At 55.0% G+C, this 17,364-nt stretch carries 11 protein-coding genes; 2 read left to right on the top strand and 9 right to left on the bottom strand.

Annotated elements, in window-relative coordinates; translation table 11 throughout:
• Positions 1-87 precede the first annotated feature (87 nt).
• From ACLQ7H_RS16130 to ACLQ7H_RS16165, 8 genes are all read right to left on the bottom strand, one after another.
• The gene (locus ACLQ7H_RS16130) at positions 88-1,095 is read right to left on the bottom strand and encodes a 3-oxoacyl-[acyl-carrier-protein] synthase III C-terminal domain-containing protein (protein ID WP_411753545.1); all 1,008 of its coding nucleotides are present in this window, start codon (positions 1,093-1,095) and stop codon (positions 88-90) included.
• A 370-nt stretch (positions 1,096-1,465) separates the two neighbouring features.
• Positions 1,466-2,143, bottom strand: a complete 678-nt coding sequence (gene narI, locus ACLQ7H_RS16135) for a respiratory nitrate reductase subunit gamma (RefSeq protein ID WP_411753546.1) — start codon at positions 2,141-2,143, stop codon at positions 1,466-1,468.
• 2 nt (positions 2,144-2,145) lie between these two features.
• On the bottom strand, positions 2,146-2,868 hold the full coding sequence (narJ, locus tag ACLQ7H_RS16140) for a nitrate reductase molybdenum cofactor assembly chaperone (RefSeq protein WP_411753547.1): 723 nt from the start codon (positions 2,866-2,868) through the stop codon (positions 2,146-2,148).
• Positions 2,865-4,409, bottom strand: a complete 1,545-nt coding sequence (narH, locus tag ACLQ7H_RS16145; protein ID WP_411753548.1) for a nitrate reductase subunit beta — start codon at positions 4,407-4,409, stop codon at positions 2,865-2,867. The genes narJ and narH overlap by 4 nt, the downstream gene beginning before the upstream one ends.
• Complete coding sequence (locus tag ACLQ7H_RS16150; RefSeq protein WP_411753549.1) at positions 4,406-8,167, bottom strand: nitrate reductase subunit alpha; 3,762 nt, start codon at positions 8,165-8,167, stop codon at positions 4,406-4,408. Before ACLQ7H_RS16150 ends, narH begins: the two co-directional genes overlap by 4 nt.
• 402 nt (positions 8,168-8,569) lie before the next feature.
• Positions 8,570-9,526, bottom strand: coding sequence for an NAD-dependent epimerase/dehydratase family protein (locus ACLQ7H_RS16155; protein WP_411753550.1), 957 nt, complete (start codon positions 9,524-9,526; stop codon positions 8,570-8,572).
• A 264-nt stretch (positions 9,527-9,790) separates the two neighbouring features.
• Positions 9,791-10,537 carry a winged helix-turn-helix domain-containing protein gene (locus ACLQ7H_RS16160; protein WP_411753551.1) on the bottom strand — a complete coding sequence of 249 codons (747 nt, stop codon included), beginning with the start codon at positions 10,535-10,537 and terminating at the stop codon, positions 9,791-9,793.
• A gap of 667 nt (positions 10,538-11,204) precedes the next feature.
• Positions 11,205-12,602: a NarK family nitrate/nitrite MFS transporter gene (locus ACLQ7H_RS16165; protein ID WP_411753552.1), complete on the bottom strand. Its 1,398-nt coding sequence runs from the start codon at positions 12,600-12,602 to the stop codon at positions 11,205-11,207.
• Positions 12,603-12,955: 353 nt separating this feature from the next.
• Here ACLQ7H_RS16165 and narX point away from each other — a divergent pair, with 353 nt between their 5' ends.
• Positions 12,956-14,740 (top strand): nitrate/nitrite two-component system sensor histidine kinase NarX, encoded by a 1,785-nt coding sequence (gene narX, locus ACLQ7H_RS16170; protein WP_411753553.1) that lies wholly within the window; start codon positions 12,956-12,958, stop codon positions 14,738-14,740.
• 10 nt (positions 14,741-14,750) lie between these two features.
• Entirely contained in the window at positions 14,751-15,401 is a 651-nt protein-coding gene (gene narL, locus ACLQ7H_RS16175; protein ID WP_024485411.1) for a two-component system response regulator NarL, read from the top strand.
• Here the strand turns inward: narL and ACLQ7H_RS16180 are convergent.
• Complete coding sequence (locus ACLQ7H_RS16180; protein WP_411753554.1) at positions 15,398-17,242, bottom strand: YchO/YchP family invasin; 1,845 nt, start codon at positions 17,240-17,242, stop codon at positions 15,398-15,400. The two genes, narL and ACLQ7H_RS16180, sit on opposite strands and share 4 nt — an antisense overlap.
• Between the last annotated feature and the right edge of the window lie 122 nt (positions 17,243-17,364).

A 17,364-nucleotide genomic window follows, 5' to 3' on the forward strand; every position in this document is an offset into this window, starting at 1 on the left:
CGGTGGCATGCACCTGATGACCCGCAGCCAACAGCCACTCGGCCGCATTGCGCCCCAACCCACTGGTTGCTCCGGTTACCAAGACTTTCATGGCAGCAGAACCATGCCGCCCAGGGTCAACCCAGCAGCGGTACCGATCAGCATCACCGGCTGATTGGCATTCAGCCTGCCGGTGATCGCCGCCTCGTGCAACGCGGAAGGAATTGACGCTGCCACCTGGTTGCCCCGGTAACGATAGATATCCACCAACGCCTCAGGCGCCACATGCAGCCTTTTGCGCATATGTTCCAGCGAGAGATGGCTGGCCTGGTGCGGCACCACGGTGGCAATCTGTGGCAAGGTGAGCCCTGCGGCACTCAGCAAGCGCTCAAGGTAGCCTTCAATCAGCGCCGAAGCCTGGCGGAACAGTTGTTTGCCCTTCATGTGGAATAAGAAATCGCTATCGTTCATCCCTGCTCGCGGGTTACAGCGTGTACCACCGGCGCGGATTTCACACAAATCGCTGCCTTCCGGGTAGGTTTCCATCAGGTAGGACAAAATGCCGCTGCGCCCATCGCCGCGTTCCACAATGGCGCAAGCGGCACCATCGCCAAAAATCAGTGAGGACTCTTCATCTTCCCAGTCGATACCGCGCGAGGCAATATCGGCAGAGACGATGGCAATACGCCGATAAACACCGGTATTGAGTAGCCCGGCTGCCACCTGTAATGCGCTAATAAAGCTGACGCAACTGGTATTGATATCAAAGCCGGCGATACCTGCTGGTAAGCCGGCGATCTTAAGAATATGCGCGGCACTGAAGGGCAATGCCTGTACGGAAATGGCCGAGGCCGAGATCAACAGATCGATGGAGTCTCGCGGGATGGCATGGCGAGCCAGGGCATCATCCAATGCGGCGACGGCCAGTGCAGCCTGACTAGCCTGATTGCTGGCATGAAAACGATGAATAATCCCCGAGCGTTTTTCAACATAGCCGACGGGTTTACCCAATTGCCGATCCAAGGCCGAAGATTCGATGCAGCCGGGAGGCAAGGCCGCACCGGTCGCGATGATTTTCAGCGGCAGTACGGGGTGGGACAGGTTATCAATGGTCATAGGTGTTCAGTCTGCTTATCCCTAACTCGTTTGGCTTAGCATCCAGCGTAATTAATCAACGTATTTACGCTATTTTGATCTAGCCCTTATTTAACATCAGCATAATGAAAATCCTAACAGGAATTTTTACTGATTGATTCCGTTCGCTTAACTAACCTGGTAAACCATGCCGTTAACCCAATGGCACAGCGTAGATCAACGCCGAAAAGAGATCTATAGGAATAAACTATTCGCCTTGCTCTGGGAGGGCTAAGGCAGACCAAAATCAATGACTGAATCAACGGTAAAAGGATATTGGTTACACACCAATACGAGGAAAATAGAACAGCGGCAACGTCCAAAAGACCTTGCCGCTGGGTAACGCGGGGAATTAACGGCGGTTACGCACCAACTGGTAGCGGCGAGTCAGATATTCCACCGGCACGCTCCAGATATGCACCAGGCGGCAGAACGGAAAGATCAGGAACAGAGTCATACCGAGCACGATATGGATCTTGAATATCAGTGCAACCCCTGCCAGGTGCTGAGCCGCGCCGCCATGAAAAGTCACCACCGCTTGCGCCCAGGCCACCAGCTTCAGCATCTCGCTGCCGTCCATATGTTGGGCAGAGAAGGGGATGGTCAACAGGCCCAGGCATACCTGCACCACCAGCAGCGTCAGGATCAGGATATCCCCCACGCTACTGGTGGCGCGGATACGCGGGTTGGTCAACCGGCGCTTTAATAACAACACACCGCCCACCAGCATCATCACACCGCAGGCCCCACCGGCAAACATCGCCATTTTCTGCTTCACGGCGATCGGCAGGAAAGATTCATACATCCAGTGCGGTGTCAGCATGCCGAGGAAATGCCCGGCAAAAATGCCCAGAATGCCGATATGGAACAGGTTGGAGGCCAGCCGCATGCCCTTTTTATCCAGCATCTGGCTGGAACCAGCACGCCAGGTGTATTGCCCGTAGTCGTAGCGCAGCCAACTGCCGATCAGGAAGATCGCCCCGGCGATATACGGATAGATATCGAAGAAGAAAAGCGTCAGAAAGTGCATGATTAGCGTCCTTTGGTTGCCGTGGTCATCGAACCCACATCCAGATACTGTGGCGCAACCGCCCCAGCAAAGCGCCGTTGGTGGGTGGCCTGCTGCGCCGAAGCGCAGCCCTGCTCACCCAAAAACTTGATCTGTTCTTCTTCCCAGACGGCATCCAGTGCCTGTGGCGTGTCGTCACGTGTTTCACCGGCAACTTGCGACTGCAAACTGTTGGCCGCAACTCCACTACCAGACAGCGCCAGCAGCAGATCGATCAGCACCGCATACGGGCTTTGACGCTGCTGCAAACGAGCACCCAGCAGCGCCAGAATAGGAGCAATATCCTGCAATCCGCCTTGAGCTTCCTCTTTGTTGCGGCTAGCCAGATATTCCAGATACAGCGGCAGGAAGTCGGGCAGTTCGCGGCTGTCGATCTCCAGCCCGGCTTCGCGGTATTGCGCCATCAGATCGACCATCGCCTGGCCGCGATCGCGGGATTCACCGTGAACGTGCTCAAACAACAACAGTGAGGTCGCACGGCCGCGATCGAACAGTTCGCAATACTCCGCCTGCACGTCCAGCAACGGACGGGCGCAGAAGCGACGGATAAACAGAATCAGCTGGGCGCTGTGATGCAAATCCAGTTCGCAGGCCGGTTCCAGGGCTTCCGCCAGCTCTTGCTGATGGTCAAACAGTTCCTGCTCAGGATAATCCAGCAGGCGGGCAATAATTCGCAGAGCGATCATGAGACATCCTCCTTGCGCGGGGTTTTCTGCGTCACGTCGATGGCATCGATGCGGCGGCTGTTAAACAGGTTGAATTTGCTGTCGCTGCCGTGGCAACCGTCGCCAAAGCTGAAACCACAGCCTTTGCTTTCCGGGAAAGCTTCACGCGCCAGTTCACGGTGGCTGGAAGGCACGACGAAACGGTCTTCGTAGTTAGCGATCGCCAGATAGCGATACATCTCTTGCGCCTGCGCCTCGGTCAACCCTACCTGCTCCAGCGCGCTGGTATCCACCACGCCGTCCACGGTTTCTGCCCGCTTGTAGTGACGCATCGCCAACATCCGTTTCAGCGCCAACAGCACCGGAGCGGTATCCCCGGCGGTCAACAGATTCGCCAGATATTGCACCGGGATGCGCAGGCTTTCGACATCAGGCAACACGCCGCTATGGGCTAACTCACCGGCATCGGCAGCCGACTGGATCGGAGACAACGGCGGCACGTACCACACCATCGGCAAGGTGCGATATTCCGGATGTAGCGGCAGCGCCAGTTTCCAGTCCATCGCCATCTTGTAAACCGGCGACTGCTGCGCGGCCTCAATCACCCCTTGCGGGATACCGTCTTTCAGCGCTTGCTCAATCACTGCCGGGTCGTGCGGATCGAGGAAGATATCCATTTGGCTCTGATACAGGTCTTTATCGTTCTCTGTAGCGGCCGCTTGTTCAATGCGGTCGGCATCGTACAGCAGCACGCCGAGGTAGCGGATACGCCCCACGCAGGTTTCCGAACAGACGGTAGGCTGGCCAGCCTCAATCCTTGGGTAGCAGAAGATGCACTTCTCGGATTTGCCGCTCTTCCAGTTGAAGTAGATTTTCTTGTACGGGCAGCCGGTCAGGCACATCCGCCAGCCGCGGCATTTATCCTGATCGATCAGCACAATGCCGTCTTCGCCGCGTTTATAGATCGCACCACTCGGACAAGTCGCCACACAGGCCGGGTTGAGGCAGTGCTCACACAGCCGTGGCAAATACATCATGAAGGTGTTTTCGAACTGGCCGTACATCGCCTTCTGCATGTTGTCGAAGTTTTTGTCCTTGGCACGCTTGTCGAACTCCCCGCCGAGGATCTCTTCCCAGTTTGGGCCACTTTCGATCTTGTTCATCCGCTGGCCGGTGATCAGCGATCGCGGACGGGCGATCGGCTGATGCTTACCCTGCGGGGCGGTATGCAGGTTCTGGTAGTCGTAATCGAACGGCTCGTAATAGTCGTCCAATGCGGGAACAGCCGGGTTGGCAAAAATCTTCGACAGCAGGCCAACGCGGTTACCCATGCGCGGCTCCAGCTTGCCGTTGATTTTGCGTATCCAGCCGCCCTTCCACTTATGCTGATCTTCCCAGGCGTTGGGATAGCCGATGCCCGGCTTGCTTTCCACGTTGTTGAACCAGGCATATTCCATGCCTTCGCGGCTGGTCCAGACGTTTTTACAGGTCACCGAACAGGTATGGCAACCGATGCATTTGTCCAGGTTGAGCACCATGCCAACTTGCGAACGAATTTTCATTTGGCTTTCTCCTGCTGGCTGCCCTGGGCGTAGTCGTTACCTTCGCCGTCTAACCAATCGATATGGTCCATTTTGCGCACCACCACAAACTCATCGCGATTCGAGCCGACGGTGCCGTAGTAGTTAAAGCCGTAGGCCAACTGGGCATAGCCGCCGATCATGTGGGTCGGTTTCGGGCACACGCGGGTCACCGAGTTGTGGATCCCGCCGCGCTGGCTGGTGATTTCCGAGCCCGGAATATTCACGATGCGTTCCTGCGCGTGGTACATCATGGTCATGCCCGACGGAATGCGCTGGCTGACCACCGCACGGGCGGTAAGTGCTCCGTTGGCGTTGAAGGCCTCGATCCAGTCGTTATCTTCAATGCCCAACTCTTTGGCATCCTCCTCACTCAGCCAGACGATTGGCCCGCCGCGTGACAGGGTCAGCATCAACAGGTTGTCGCTGTAGGTAGAGTGAATACCCCACTTCTGGTGCGGCGTCAGGAAGTTCAGCGCCTTCTCTTTGTTGCCGTTCGGTTTTTTATTCAGCAACGGCTGCGCGGCACGGGTGTCGATCGGTGGGCGATAGACCAACAGGCTTTCCCCAAAGGCACGCATCCACTCGTGATCCTGATACAGCTGTTGGCGGCCGCTCAGGGTGCGCCACGGGATCAGCTCATGCACGTTGGTGTAGCAGGCGTTGTAAGAAACGTGTTCGTCTTCCAGGCCAGACCAGGTCGGGCTGGAGATGATCTTGCGCGGCTGGGCCTGAATATCACGGAAGCGGATCTTTTCGTCTTCCTTGTTCAGCGCCAGATGGGTGTGATCGCGCCCGGTGATGTTACTCAGCGCCTGCCAGGCTTTCACCGCCACCTGTCCATTGGTTTCCGGTGCCAGCGAGAGGATCACTTCCGCCGCATCGATAGCACTTTCGATCTTCGGCCGTCCAACTGCCGGGCCTTCGGTCTTCACGTAGTTCAGCTTTTTCAGGAAGTCGACTTCGGTCTGGGTGTTCCAACCGATACCCTTACCCCCATTGCCAAGCTTGTCCAGCAGCGGACCAAGTGAGGTAAAACGCTCGTAGGTCGCGGGATAATCGCGTTCTACCACCATGATGTGTGGCGCGGTTTTACCCGGGATCAGTTCGCACTCGCCTTTCTTCCAATCTTTCACGCCGTAGGGCTGTGCCAGTTCGGCGGCGGAGTCATGCTGGATTGGCAGCGTGACAATGTCGGTCTCCTGACCCAGATGGCCAACGCACACCTCGGAGAACGCTTTGGCGATACCCTTGTAGATATCCCAGTCGCTCTTGGAATCCCAGGCGGGATCGACAGCCGCAGACAGCGGATGAATAAACGGATGCATATCCGAGGTATTCATATCGTCTTTTTCGTACCAGGTGGCGGTGGGCAACACGATGTCGGAATACAGGCAGGTGCTGGACATGCGGAAATCAAGCGTCACAACCAGATCCAACTTGCCTTCGCCGCCGTTATCCAACCACTCGACTTCCTGTGGTTTTACGCCGCCCTGTTGGCCCAGATCCTGGCCCTGGATACCATTCTCGGTCCCCAGCAGGTATTTGAGCATGTATTCATGCCCCTTGCCGGAGGAGCCCAGCAGGTTGGAGCGCCAGACGAACAGGTTACGCGGGAAGTTCTGCGGATTATCCGGCTGTTCGGCGGCAAAGCGGACGTTGCCCTGTTTCAGGCTCTCCACGGTGAAATCCAGCGGCGTCTGACCGGCCGCTTTAGCCTGAGCGGCCAGATGCAGCGGGTTGGTGTCCAATTGTGGTGCCGATGGCAACCAACCCATGCGCTCGGCACGCACGTTCAGGTCGATCAGGCTGCCAGCAAACTGACTCTTGTCCGCCATCGGTGACAACAGCTCTTCGGTGCCGACCGTCTCGTAACGCCATTGGCTGGAGTGGTTGTAGAAGAACGAGGTGCTGTTCATATGTCGCGCCGGCCGTTGCCAATCCAGACCAAAGGCCAGCGGCATCCAACCGGTTTGCGGGCGCAGCTTTTCCTGGCCGACATAGTGCGCCCAGCCGCCGCCGCTTTGGCCAACGCAACCGCAGAAGATCAGCATGTTGATCAGCCCGCGATAGGTCATGTCCATGTGGTACCAGTGGTTGACACCGGCCCCCACGATAATCATCGAGCGGCCGTGGGTTTTCTCGGCGTTCTCGGCAAACTCGCGCGCAATGCGGATGATGTTGTGACGTGATACGCCGGTGATCTGCTCTGCCCAGGCTGGCGTATAAGCTTTGACTTCGTCATAACCATTGGCACAGTGGGCATCATTCAGGCCACGATCCAGACCGTAGTTAGCCAGCGTCAGGTCGTAGACGCTGGTCACCAGCGCCTGGCTGCCGTCTGCCAGTTGCAGGCGTTTTACCGGCAGCTTGTGTAGCAGGATGTCGTCCAGCGCCACGCTGTTGAAATGTTCACTCTCGGCACCACCGAAGTAAGGGAAGCCAACGTCAACCACCTCATCATGGCTGCCTAGCAGGCTGAGTTGCAGCTCCACATCCTGCTGGGCTTTACCTTCACGCTGCTCCAGATTCCATTTGCCCTTCTCGCCCCAACGAAAACCGATGGAGCCCTGCGGTGCCACCAGTTCCCCGCTGGTCTGATCCAACGCGACGGTCTTCCACTCGGGGTTGTTTTCCTGGCCTAGGCCATCGACCAGATCGGCAGCGCGCAGCAGGCGGCCTGCTGCGTAATAACCTTCGGTACGCGGCTCCAACAGCACCAGCATCGGCATATCGGTGTAGCGGCGAACGTAGTCGCGGAAATAGCCAACCTCACGATCCAGATGGAACTCTTTAAGCATCACATGGCCCATCGCCAGCGCCATTGCGCTATCGGTGCCCTGTTTCGGGTTCAGCCATTGATCGCACAGCTTGGCCACTTCCGCATAGTCTGGCGTCACCGCAACGGTTTTGGTGCCCTTGTAGCGAACTTCGGTGAAGAAGTGGGCATCCGGGGTACGCGTTTGCGGCACGTTGGAGCCCCAGGCAATGATGTACGAGGAGTTGTACCAGTCGGCAGATTCCGGCACGTCGGTCTGTTCGCCCCAGGTCATCGGCGAGGCCGGTGGCAAATCGCAGTACCAGTCGTAGAAGCTCAGGCAGGTACCGCCAATCAGCGATAGATAACGGGCACCCGCCGCGTAAGACACCATCGACATCGCCGGGATCGGCGAGAAGCCGATAATGCGGTCCGGGCCAAAGGTCTTGGCGGTATACACGTTGGAAGCGGCGATCAGTTCATTGACCTCCTGCCAGCTGGAACGGACAAAACCACCGCGGCCACGAGCCACTTTGTAGCTTTTGGCTTTTTCCAGGTCGGAAACAATCGACCCCCAGGCATCAACCGGATCGCTATGCAGGGCTTTAGCCTCGCGCCATAGCTTGATCAGACGTTTACGCATCAGCGGATATTTCAGGCGGTTGGCGCTGTAGAGATACCAGGAATAGCTGGCACCGCGTGGGCAGCCACGGGGCTCATGGTTGGGCAAATCTGGACGGGTGCGCGGATAGTCGGTCTGCTGGGTTTCCCAGGTGACCAGGCCGTTTTTCACATAGATTTTCCAGCTGCAGGAACCCGTGCAGTTCACGCCATGGGTGGAACGCACCACTTTGTCGTGCTGCCAACGGCTACGATAGCCATCTTCCCAATCGCGGTTGGCGTTCAGCGTTTGGCCATGACCGCCAGAGAAAGGTTCGGCCAACTGCTTGAAGTAGCGGAACCGATCTAGAAATTTGCTCATCCGGAGTTCTCCTGAAGGCTCATTACCCTACGAATTTCAAGCCGCAGCTTGCAGGACGACGGGTATATTGTGGTAAGAAGTTGCCAAGTATCATTGCTCAATCTGCGGCCAAGGCTACTGATGCTCTGCTGGGCGTAACTTGATTGCGATCAAGGGATTCGGGGAGAGAAAACCAGAGGGATGGCGCAAATACCACTAAAGGATGACAACTGAAAATCACCCTATCTTTTTGTAATAAAACAAGAATAATGAATTTACAGAGATAAGCGCCTGACGAACACCCTGGCACGGAAATTTGGGGGTAGTGACGCTAAAACGGACGTGTAAGCGAGATTAATGACAAATATAGGCGGGCACCGGATGCCGTTATATGGGCGCCCCGGAAGCGCCCCTTTCAATACGTCAGTTGAATTCGTGCTTCACCGTTTTCTCAATAGCCTGATTGAGATCGACGGGAGCGACAAAATCAGGCTCTACGTTAGATTTAAACTGGGCCGAGGCACAAAACGTCTTGACCTTGGCACGGCTAATAGAAAATTTATACCGGCTAACCTTACCCAGCAGATCAAGCAGTGCAATCCCCCCTATGCCTGGCAAATAGGGAATGTGAATGAGCTTATCTTCTCGGCCAAGCACGCGAGTAACCACCCCGATTAGCTGATTCATTGAGAGGTCCGGCTTATCGGCATAGTTGCTGACCTGATAATCGGCTTGCTGATCGAGCGCAAATTCCAAGCGGGCAGCGATATTCTCAACATAGGCCAACGAGCGCCTATTACGACCATCGCCTATCATCACCAAACGGCCCTTGGCGATCCGACGGAACAGTTTATACACATTGCTACGGTCCCCTTCGCCAAACACCACCACTGGGCGTATGATCGTCAGTTTGTTGCCGTCGCCAGCATTGCGCCAGGCCTCATAAACATATTCCGCCTCCAGTTTTGATTTGCCGTAATGACTACCGGGGGCCAAATGACCTTCCTCATTGGTTTCCTGTTCCACATCGCCATAGACGGCGACTGACGAAGTGAAAACGATCTGTTTGATCGCCAACTCGGCTGCGACCATGCATAGGTTACGTGCACCTTCGACATTGATCTGATTATAAAGCGAGGTTGACTTGACTTTATCCTGACGCTTGGCCGCCAGGTTTATCACCGCATCGCAGCCTACCAGTGCCTGTCGCAGGCTTTCTGGCTGAGTCACATCAGCATATTGGTAGTACTGAGAAAAACATTGGCTCTGTTTAACGTCGATGATTTTCAGGGCCAAATCGCGACGGGCGCTTAGTCGTTTTGCCAGCCGTGAGCCAATAAAACCCGATCCACCGATAATAGCTATCTTACGTTTATCCATAATTTATCACTCAGTCCCTCAAAAATACTTCCTACTCCATTTCTCTACAGAAAAAGCGGATAAAGCTGAGTGGCCAGACTGGACACTTCGCCTAACAGTTTCAACTAATAAATGATAAAACAGTGTCATGCCGCGATAATAGCGTTTGATTAAATGTGAAATCGCTTAATTAACTCACTCTCATCGGCAGAGTTGTTTTAACGTTACGGGATAATCTCACACGGTTTAATTTCCCTATATTAAACAGCTTCAAAGGGGATCCTGCTAGCGAGCACTACATTCAACCCGCATTTCCTTTTCAGTCCCCTCCAGATACACGCAATTTAGCACCTGGGCCTTGGTGCTAGGGGGAGTGTCTAATGAAAAGGATAAGACCATACGAAGGCTGTTTGGTACCTCATGCTGTATTGCAGGCTTGGTTCGACTGCCCAGCGCATAGGATAAGAGCGAAACTGTCAGCAGCGCAATAAACGCCGCCAGATACTTCAATAATCTGCCCCACGGCGTTACCCTGTTTCGCATGGGTTCAACCAAATCTGCTGCGCTTAATATCGGATTTATAGCTGAATAACCTGCCGACGCCGTTGCATTTTCAATAATTTCACCGTTCATATGATTCAATTTGCTCTCAGATAAATCACGACTCACATTCTCAGTGTCATCATCTCCGGGAGTAACTTCCCCAACGACAGCGGATTCCTCTGCTGAAATAAAGTTAAATATCGTTTTATTGTCCACCTTATAACCAAGACGCGGAATGGTTCTGATGAGAGCATGCTCCGTGTCGCCAATTTTTTGGCGAATGGACTTAATCGTCTGATTTATTGTAGAGTCTGAGCAATAGGTGCCTTTCCAGATAGTCTCGATGATTTCTGAACGGCTCACCAACTCAGGCGAACGGGTAACCAACAGGGAAAGTATCTGAAGCTCTTTCCAACGTAGCCGTGAACTCTGCCTGGAGGGGAGAAAAACATCAAAATTTATGATTTTAATTTCCTGTTCATCGTCCACTTTTCATTTCCTTGATGAGTTCACAGCGCCCTCTTTTGTATAGAAACATGAAAAAAATTTCAAGACATTAGATATAAACTCGAAGAAATAAATTTTCTTTATATTTCATCGAATCAATCACCGCCGATTCTCAGTCTCGGATTTTTACTTCAATGATGCCTAGTAGATGCCCTGTCATAAAGCGTGTTATTTTTAATCAAATCTGAGAAATGCGGAATACAGCATGATTTTAACCAGTTGATATTAATCATAAAAAATATAATTTCACCCATTTTTCATAACGTTGTGAAATTATGAAATCCACTGAAAAAGCCTCACATCCCGCTGGGTTGCATAGCTAATTCAGGCATAAATCACCCCGTGCCGGAGGTTAATATTTTTCTTTTATTATGAGCGCAGTAGATTTTATCCAACGATTTAATTCGTGCGCAATGCCAGCGATAGCTTAATGTAAAAAACCTTCAACCTCGCGATAATTAAGATTATGCTCATATATTTTTATGGGATTACTGGCATTCAGAGAAATAAGTTGCGGGAATGGAGCAGAAAGACACTCCCCGACAAGCGGAGAATGTCTGATTACTGACAAATTGCACTGTTGCCGAATGGGCAGGAGTCGCACATTTTCGACCGTAGGCGCGCCCAATGCTGCGCCCGCTTAACTCAACTAGCGTGAAACCTTTTTACGGCCGTAAACGCCCCAGGTCACCACGACACACACAATATAGAACACCAGGAAGATCTTCATCGCCCCAGCCGGTGAGCCAGTCAAAGCCAGCGAAGTGCCAAACGCCTTGGGAATAAAGAATCCCCCCGCTGCACCAATCGCCGAGATAAAGCCCAAAGCCGCAGCCGAATCGGTTACCGCCTCGCGCTGTGCCAACTCATCGCTTCCCCCTGCGGCTTTCACTCTGTCCACGGTGATTTTACGGAATATCACGGCGATCATCTGGAAGGTCGAGCCGCTGCCCAACCCGGCGGTGAGGAACAGCACCATAAACACGCCATAGAAGGCCATAAACGAGCCCTGATGAGCGCTACCCGGCAAGGTCAGGAACAGCAAGGCAGCGAAAATGGCCATGACTATAAAGTTCAGCAACGTCACACGAATACCGCCAAAGCGATCGGAAAGCGCTCCGCCCACTGGACGAGCCAGCGCCCCAAGGAACGGCCCGAAGAAGGCGTAATGCAGGATCACCACGTCCGGAAACTGGGTTTTCGCCAGCATGGCAAAACCGGCAGAGAAACCAATAAAGGAACCAAAAGTTGCCAGATACAACAGGCTCAAAACCCACAGATGACCCCGTTTGAGTACCGGCAGTTGTTGGCGCAAAGAAGCCTTTGAGGCGGCCAAATCATTCATACCGAACCAGGCCACCAACGTTGCCACCAGCAGGAAAGGCACCCAGATCCAGGCGGCATTTTCCAACCACAGCTGGCTACCGTCTGGCTGTGTCTGCCCGGTACCGCCCAGAAAGCCAAACATGGCAAGCGAGATGGCTAACGGAGCCACCAGTTGCATCACGCTGACCCCCAGGTTTCCCAGGCCGCCATTCAGACCTAACGCCCCACCCTGCTTCGCCTTAGGGAAGAAGAAGCTGATGTTCGCCATGCTGGAGGCAAAGTTGGCCCCGGCAAAACCACACAACAGCGAGATAATAATAAATACGTTGAATGAGGTGGTCGGATCCTGCACCGCATAGCCTAACCATAGGCAAGGTACCAGCAGGAAACAGGTGCTGATGGCTGTCCAACGCCGGCCACCAAACATCGGGATCACGAAGGAATACGGCACGCGCAGGATAGCGCCGGAAACCGAAGGTAATGCGGTCAACAGGAACAGCTGATCGGTGGTGAAGTTAAACCCCACCTTGTTCAGATTAACCGCCACGGCGCTGAACAGCATCCAGACACAGAAGGCGAGCAACAGGCAGGGTATGGAGATCCACAGGTTGCGGCGGGCGATGCGGTGCCCACTCTGCTGCCAGAATTCGCTGTTCTCAGGTTGCCAGTCCTGAATAACCGCACCCGTTTTTCTTGCTAAAGGCGTTGCAGATTGCGACATAATAAACCTCAGAAACACAGTGATAACTGCGCACACCCTAGTTGATCCCCTCAAGCGGTAAAGTTGACGTAAATCAACGAGCAAGCAGGTAACCCACGGCGGATAAACCCCATACATCCCTTAATGAGTAGCCGATTAAGGCTCGCTAATCTATTGGTATTCAGCAGGTTATACCACAGTGATGCTAAGGGTTGGCCAATGGGGCAGGCTGCCGGAAACTAGGGGGTACTTCTTTAGGGGTATGGGGTTATGCCTGGGGATGAGGAAAAATGGCCGCTATTGCCGTAATTTAGCCGCCAGAGAGGCCGGTACTTACCCTCTGGTTTCTGCTGCTCAATGGGGATGCGTATTCGATGAAACGCTTGCTGGCTCCGCTTTCCATCGTTAATCAGGTGGCCGTGCTAATGCTACTGCTGGGGGTGCTGGGTATCGCCGGAATGAGTATTTCCGCCTGGATGTCGCAAAGCATCCAGGGCAATGCTCATGCCATCAACAAAGCGGGTTCCCTACGGATGCAGAGTTACCGCCTGTTGTCTCAGCTCCCCCTGGATGCCCACAGTGACATCCTGATGCAGGGATTAGAGCAGGACGAAACCAGCCGCGACTTGCAACAGGCGCTGGAACGCGAAGGGCTAACCCCGCAGTTGCTGACGTTGCGTGACTATTGGTTAAACCAACTGCAACCACGGCTGCGCCAAGCACAACACCCCGCCGACGCAGCTCCCCAAGTGGCCCACTTTGTCAGCCTGTTGGACAAGCTGGTTTCCGATATCGACCACCAGACCGAACGGCGTTTGCTGATGGTGACGCTGGTTCAGGGTGGCTTTATTGCCCTGACGCTGTTGCTGCTGGTCGGCACCATCTGTTACCTGCGCCGCCGTTTACTGCACCCTTGGCGTCAATTGGTGGCGATGGCCCTGGCGGTAGGCCGCGGTGATTTCAGTTCCCGCTTTGCCCAACGTGGGCATCAGGACGAGATGTCTTCGCTAGGTGCCGCGCTGAACTCCATGTCCGACGAGCTTGCCACCATCTATGCCAGGCTGGAGCAACGTGTCGCAGAAAAAACCGCCGACCTGCAACAGAAAAACCAGATGCTGAGCTTTCTGTATCGTACCAGCCGCCAGTTACACACCAGCGAGCCGATCTGTAGCCGCCTGACGCCAATCCTTAACCAGTTGCAAACGCTGACACCGCTGCACAGCCTCCAGGTACGGCTGTATGAAAACAACAGCCAGGAACAGTTTCTGCAGTTAAGCGGTAACCAGCCGTTAAGACCAGAGTATTGCCATAACCCGGTCTGCAGCGCTTGCTTAAGCGGACATCAGCCTCATAGTCAGGGGCACCCTTCGCTTAGTTGGAGCCTGAGTGACCAACTGGGTAATTATGGCATCGTCGTCGCTCAACATGCGCCAGAGCAACGGTTGAGCGATGAGCAATGCCAGTTGATGAATACCCTGGTAGAGCAATTGACCAGCGTATTGGCGATAGAGCGCCAGGTTGACCATCAGCAGCAATTGATGCTGATGGAAGAGAGGGCCGCGATTGCCCGCGAGTTACATGACTCCATCGCTCAATCCCTCACCTGCCTGAAAATGCAGACCAGTTGCCTGCAGATGCAAGGAGCCGAACTACCTCCGGCCAGTCTGGAGTTGGTGCAACAGATGCGTGAAGAGATCAATACCGCCTATCGTCAGTTGCGCGAGCTGTTAACCACCTTCCGCCTGCGCCTGACCGAACCTGGCCTGCTGGCGGCACTACAGTCTACGGTGCAGGAATTCAATCAGCGGCTGGGGATCCCTATCGAACTGGATTATCAGTTAGGCCCACGTAGCGTACCGGCCTATCAGGCGATCCACCTGCTGCAAATCGCACGTGAGGCATTGAGCAACATTCACCAACATGCGCAGGCCAGCCAGGTCGCGATTCGGGTGACAAACCTGCAGGGCGAAGTCACCCTGAGCGTCAGCGATAATGGCCGTGGCCTGCCGGATATCAGCGAACGGCCCGATCACTACGGCCTAATCATCATGCGCGATCGCGCCAAAAGCCTGCACGGCCAGTGTGAAATCCTGCCGTGCAGCGGCGGCGGCACCGAAGTACGGGTGACGTTCCGCCCGGATAACTCTGCTATCGAATAAAGGAAATATTATGACGACCGAAGAAGCGGCCACCATCCTGCTGATTGACGATCACCCCATGTTGCGTAACGGCGTCAAGCAGTTGATTAGCATGGATCCCCGGCTGCAAGTCATCGCCGAAGCCAGCAATGGTGAACAAGGTGTGGAACTGGCGGAATTACACGATCCCGACCTGATCCTGTTGGATCTGAATATGCCCGGAATGAACGGTCTGGCAACCCTGGATCGCCTGCGCCAGACCGCCCTTTCTGGCCGTGTGGTGGTATTCAGCGTCTCCAACCATGAAGACGATGTGGTGAGCGCGCTAAAACGCGGTGCGGATGGCTATCTGTTGAAAGATATGGAACCAGAGGAACTGCTCAAGGCACTGCATCAGGCGGCGGCAGGGCAAATGGTACTGAGCGAAGCATTGACGCCAGTATTGGCGGCCAGCCTGCGGGAAAACCGCCCGGCGGTAGAACGCGACATCCAGCAGTTGACTCCGCGCGAGCGCGACATCCTCAAGCTGATCGCGCAGGGGCTGCCAAACAAGCTGATTGCCCGCAAACTGACGATCACCGAAAGTACCGTCAAGGTGCACGTCAAACACCTGCTGAAGAAGATGAAACTGAAATCCCGCGTAGAAGCCGCCGTTTGGGTGTTGGGTAATAAGAAAGATTAGGGGTCCTGTGGGTGCAACGGCCCGGTAACCGCCGGGATTGCCGGTGGCTGCAGGGTTTGCGGCGGCGGTAACCCAGGCTCCCCTTCAATAGACCAGCTCAGGGGAGCGCTAACCTGTAGCGTGATCCAGTTCGAGGTGGCTTTCTGCTGCTTTTCATCCTCAAGGGTGACAGACAGTTGGTAGTGATTACTGGCCCCTGGCGTCTCATCCCACGCGGGCACCGTCAAGGTCCAACCCTGCGGATCGTTGATATTCGCCGGCGGCGTCAGGCTGACCGCCTGAGTATCCCCTTGCCAGTTGACCGCAGCGATCTTGTTGGCCGCCTTGATTTCCAGCACCAGAGGCAGCGTTTCCCCTGGATTCAGGCTCCATGACGGCGTCGCCAGAAACACCTGCAACGTTTTGCTTTCGCGGAATTCCAGCACCGGCACATTATTACGTTCAATGCTGTCATAGCGGCTACCGCGCAATGATTTGGCCTGCTCCACGTAGTACGGAGAAATCTGTTTAATCAACGGCACCCCAAGGCGGTAGGTCATCGCCAGCTCGACCTTGTCCTGAGTTTCACCGACATTATCCAGTTTGTGTAAGGCTTTGACCGTGACCAACGGGACCGGCGTATAGTTGAGCCCCACCTGCATAGCGCTAGGATCGGTTTGTTTGTTGCCATTGCCTAGCAGATCGACGCTGGCGCCGCGATACTGTTCAAAGCTGAGCGAGGCCCCAAGCTGGTGGTAAAACGGCAGATAACCTTGGGTGGTAATGTCATAGCCACGCGCCGGACGGCCGAGAAAGACGGCATTATTTGCCTGGGGAGAATATGACGACAGCGGGTGGTAATAGTTGGCCGATAAGCGCAGATAGTCGCCCCAGGCTTCCGCACCGATGCTGCCACGGTTGCGCTGATTCTGGAAATCACTGTCGAGCACGGAGTTGTAGCCCAGTAGCCAATCCCCTACCGCCCAACGTTGCCCCAGGCCAAAATTACCCTGTGAACCGTTAGCCTTTTGCAGATAACCTACCTGGCTGTAGGTCAACAACCCATCCACGTCATACAGCGGGCTAAACAGCTGACCGCTGCTGCCGGTAAAATCCCCTTCCGGCGTCACTGCAAGCGACAGTTTAGCGGTGCCAAGTGGCGACAGTAGCTCCTCGGTCTCCTGCTGTAGGACCGAGCTGGCCTGGCTGGCCAGGTAATCTTTAGTACCGGCGCGCGCTCGCTCACTGGATATCTGGTTAAGATTCTGCTCTGCCAGCTTTTTCGCCCGCGTAGCCCACTCTTTTTCTCGTTCGGCATCGTTGACGCCAGCGCTGCCCAGTTCCGGCAGGTCTTGCGCCGGGGATGCCTGGGCCTTGACCTCGCTGACTACTGTCGCAGGCGTTTCTGTTGGGGTCACGGCCACAGGCGGTTGAGCGGGTATATCAGCCGCATTTGCCACAGGCGGTGGGGCAATAGCCTGGGCCTCTGCGGGTGGTGATACTGTCTCGGCTTCTGCTGTCGCTGCCGGTGGGGCTCCCTTCTGGGTTTCTGCTGGCGCAGCGACTGTCTGAGCCTCTGCTACCGCTGCCGGTGGTGCTACCTTCTGGGCTTCTGCTGTCGCGGCCGGTGGCGCTTTAACCAGATCGTCAATCACGCTCGTCCCTACCGAAGTCGCGTCTAGCGTGGCCTCCGCTACGCTTTCTGCCGCAATGGGGGCTGTTACCTGGGCTTCAGGCACAGCAACTACCGCCGGCGGCGTTTCCGCCTGGGCGTTAAATACCATCACTGGCAGAGCCAATAATCCGAGTAAGCGCGTGCTGGATAACAACTGTGACACTCTTCGCTGAATAACGTTTGTCATGACTACGTTTGCCCTTCGTCTTCCTTGCCGCATGGCAAACTCACCTCGTTGACGCTACCGTTCCGGCCGGTAGAAAAAACCTATCGCACAGCATAATGCAATCTGAAGCCATAGCCTAAGCG

Origin of the sequence: Serratia sp. (in: enterobacteria), assembly GCF_046715635.1 — a bacterium.
In the GTDB taxonomy this organism is placed as follows: domain Bacteria; phylum Pseudomonadota; class Gammaproteobacteria; order Enterobacterales; family Enterobacteriaceae; genus Chania.

Excerpts from the sequence above, each read along its gene's own strand:
- ACLQ7H_RS16130 (WP_411753545.1), bottom strand. The coding sequence starts at position 1,095 with ATGACCATTGATAACCTGTCCCACCCCGTACTGCCGCTGAAAATCATC.
- narI (WP_411753546.1), bottom strand. The coding sequence starts at position 2,143 with ATGCACTTTCTGACGCTTTTCTTCTTCGATATCTATCCGTATATCGCC.
- narJ (WP_411753547.1), bottom strand. The coding sequence starts at position 2,868 with ATGATCGCTCTGCGAATTATTGCCCGCCTGCTGGATTATCCTGAGCAG.
- narH (WP_411753548.1), bottom strand. The coding sequence starts at position 4,409 with ATGAAAATTCGTTCGCAAGTTGGCATGGTGCTCAACCTGGACAAATGC.
- ACLQ7H_RS16150 (WP_411753549.1), bottom strand. The coding sequence starts at position 8,167 with ATGAGCAAATTTCTAGATCGGTTCCGCTACTTCAAGCAGTTGGCCGAA.
- ACLQ7H_RS16155 (WP_411753550.1), bottom strand. The coding sequence starts at position 9,526 with ATGGATAAACGTAAGATAGCTATTATCGGTGGATCGGGTTTTATTGGC.
- ACLQ7H_RS16165 (WP_411753552.1), bottom strand. The coding sequence starts at position 12,602 with ATGTCGCAATCTGCAACGCCTTTAGCAAGAAAAACGGGTGCGGTTATT.
- narX (WP_411753553.1), top strand. The coding sequence starts at position 12,956 with ATGAAACGCTTGCTGGCTCCGCTTTCCATCGTTAATCAGGTGGCCGTG.
- narL (WP_024485411.1), top strand. The coding sequence starts at position 14,751 with ATGACGACCGAAGAAGCGGCCACCATCCTGCTGATTGACGATCACCCC.
- ACLQ7H_RS16180 (WP_411753554.1), bottom strand. The coding sequence starts at position 17,242 with ATGACAAACGTTATTCAGCGAAGAGTGTCACAGTTGTTATCCAGCACG.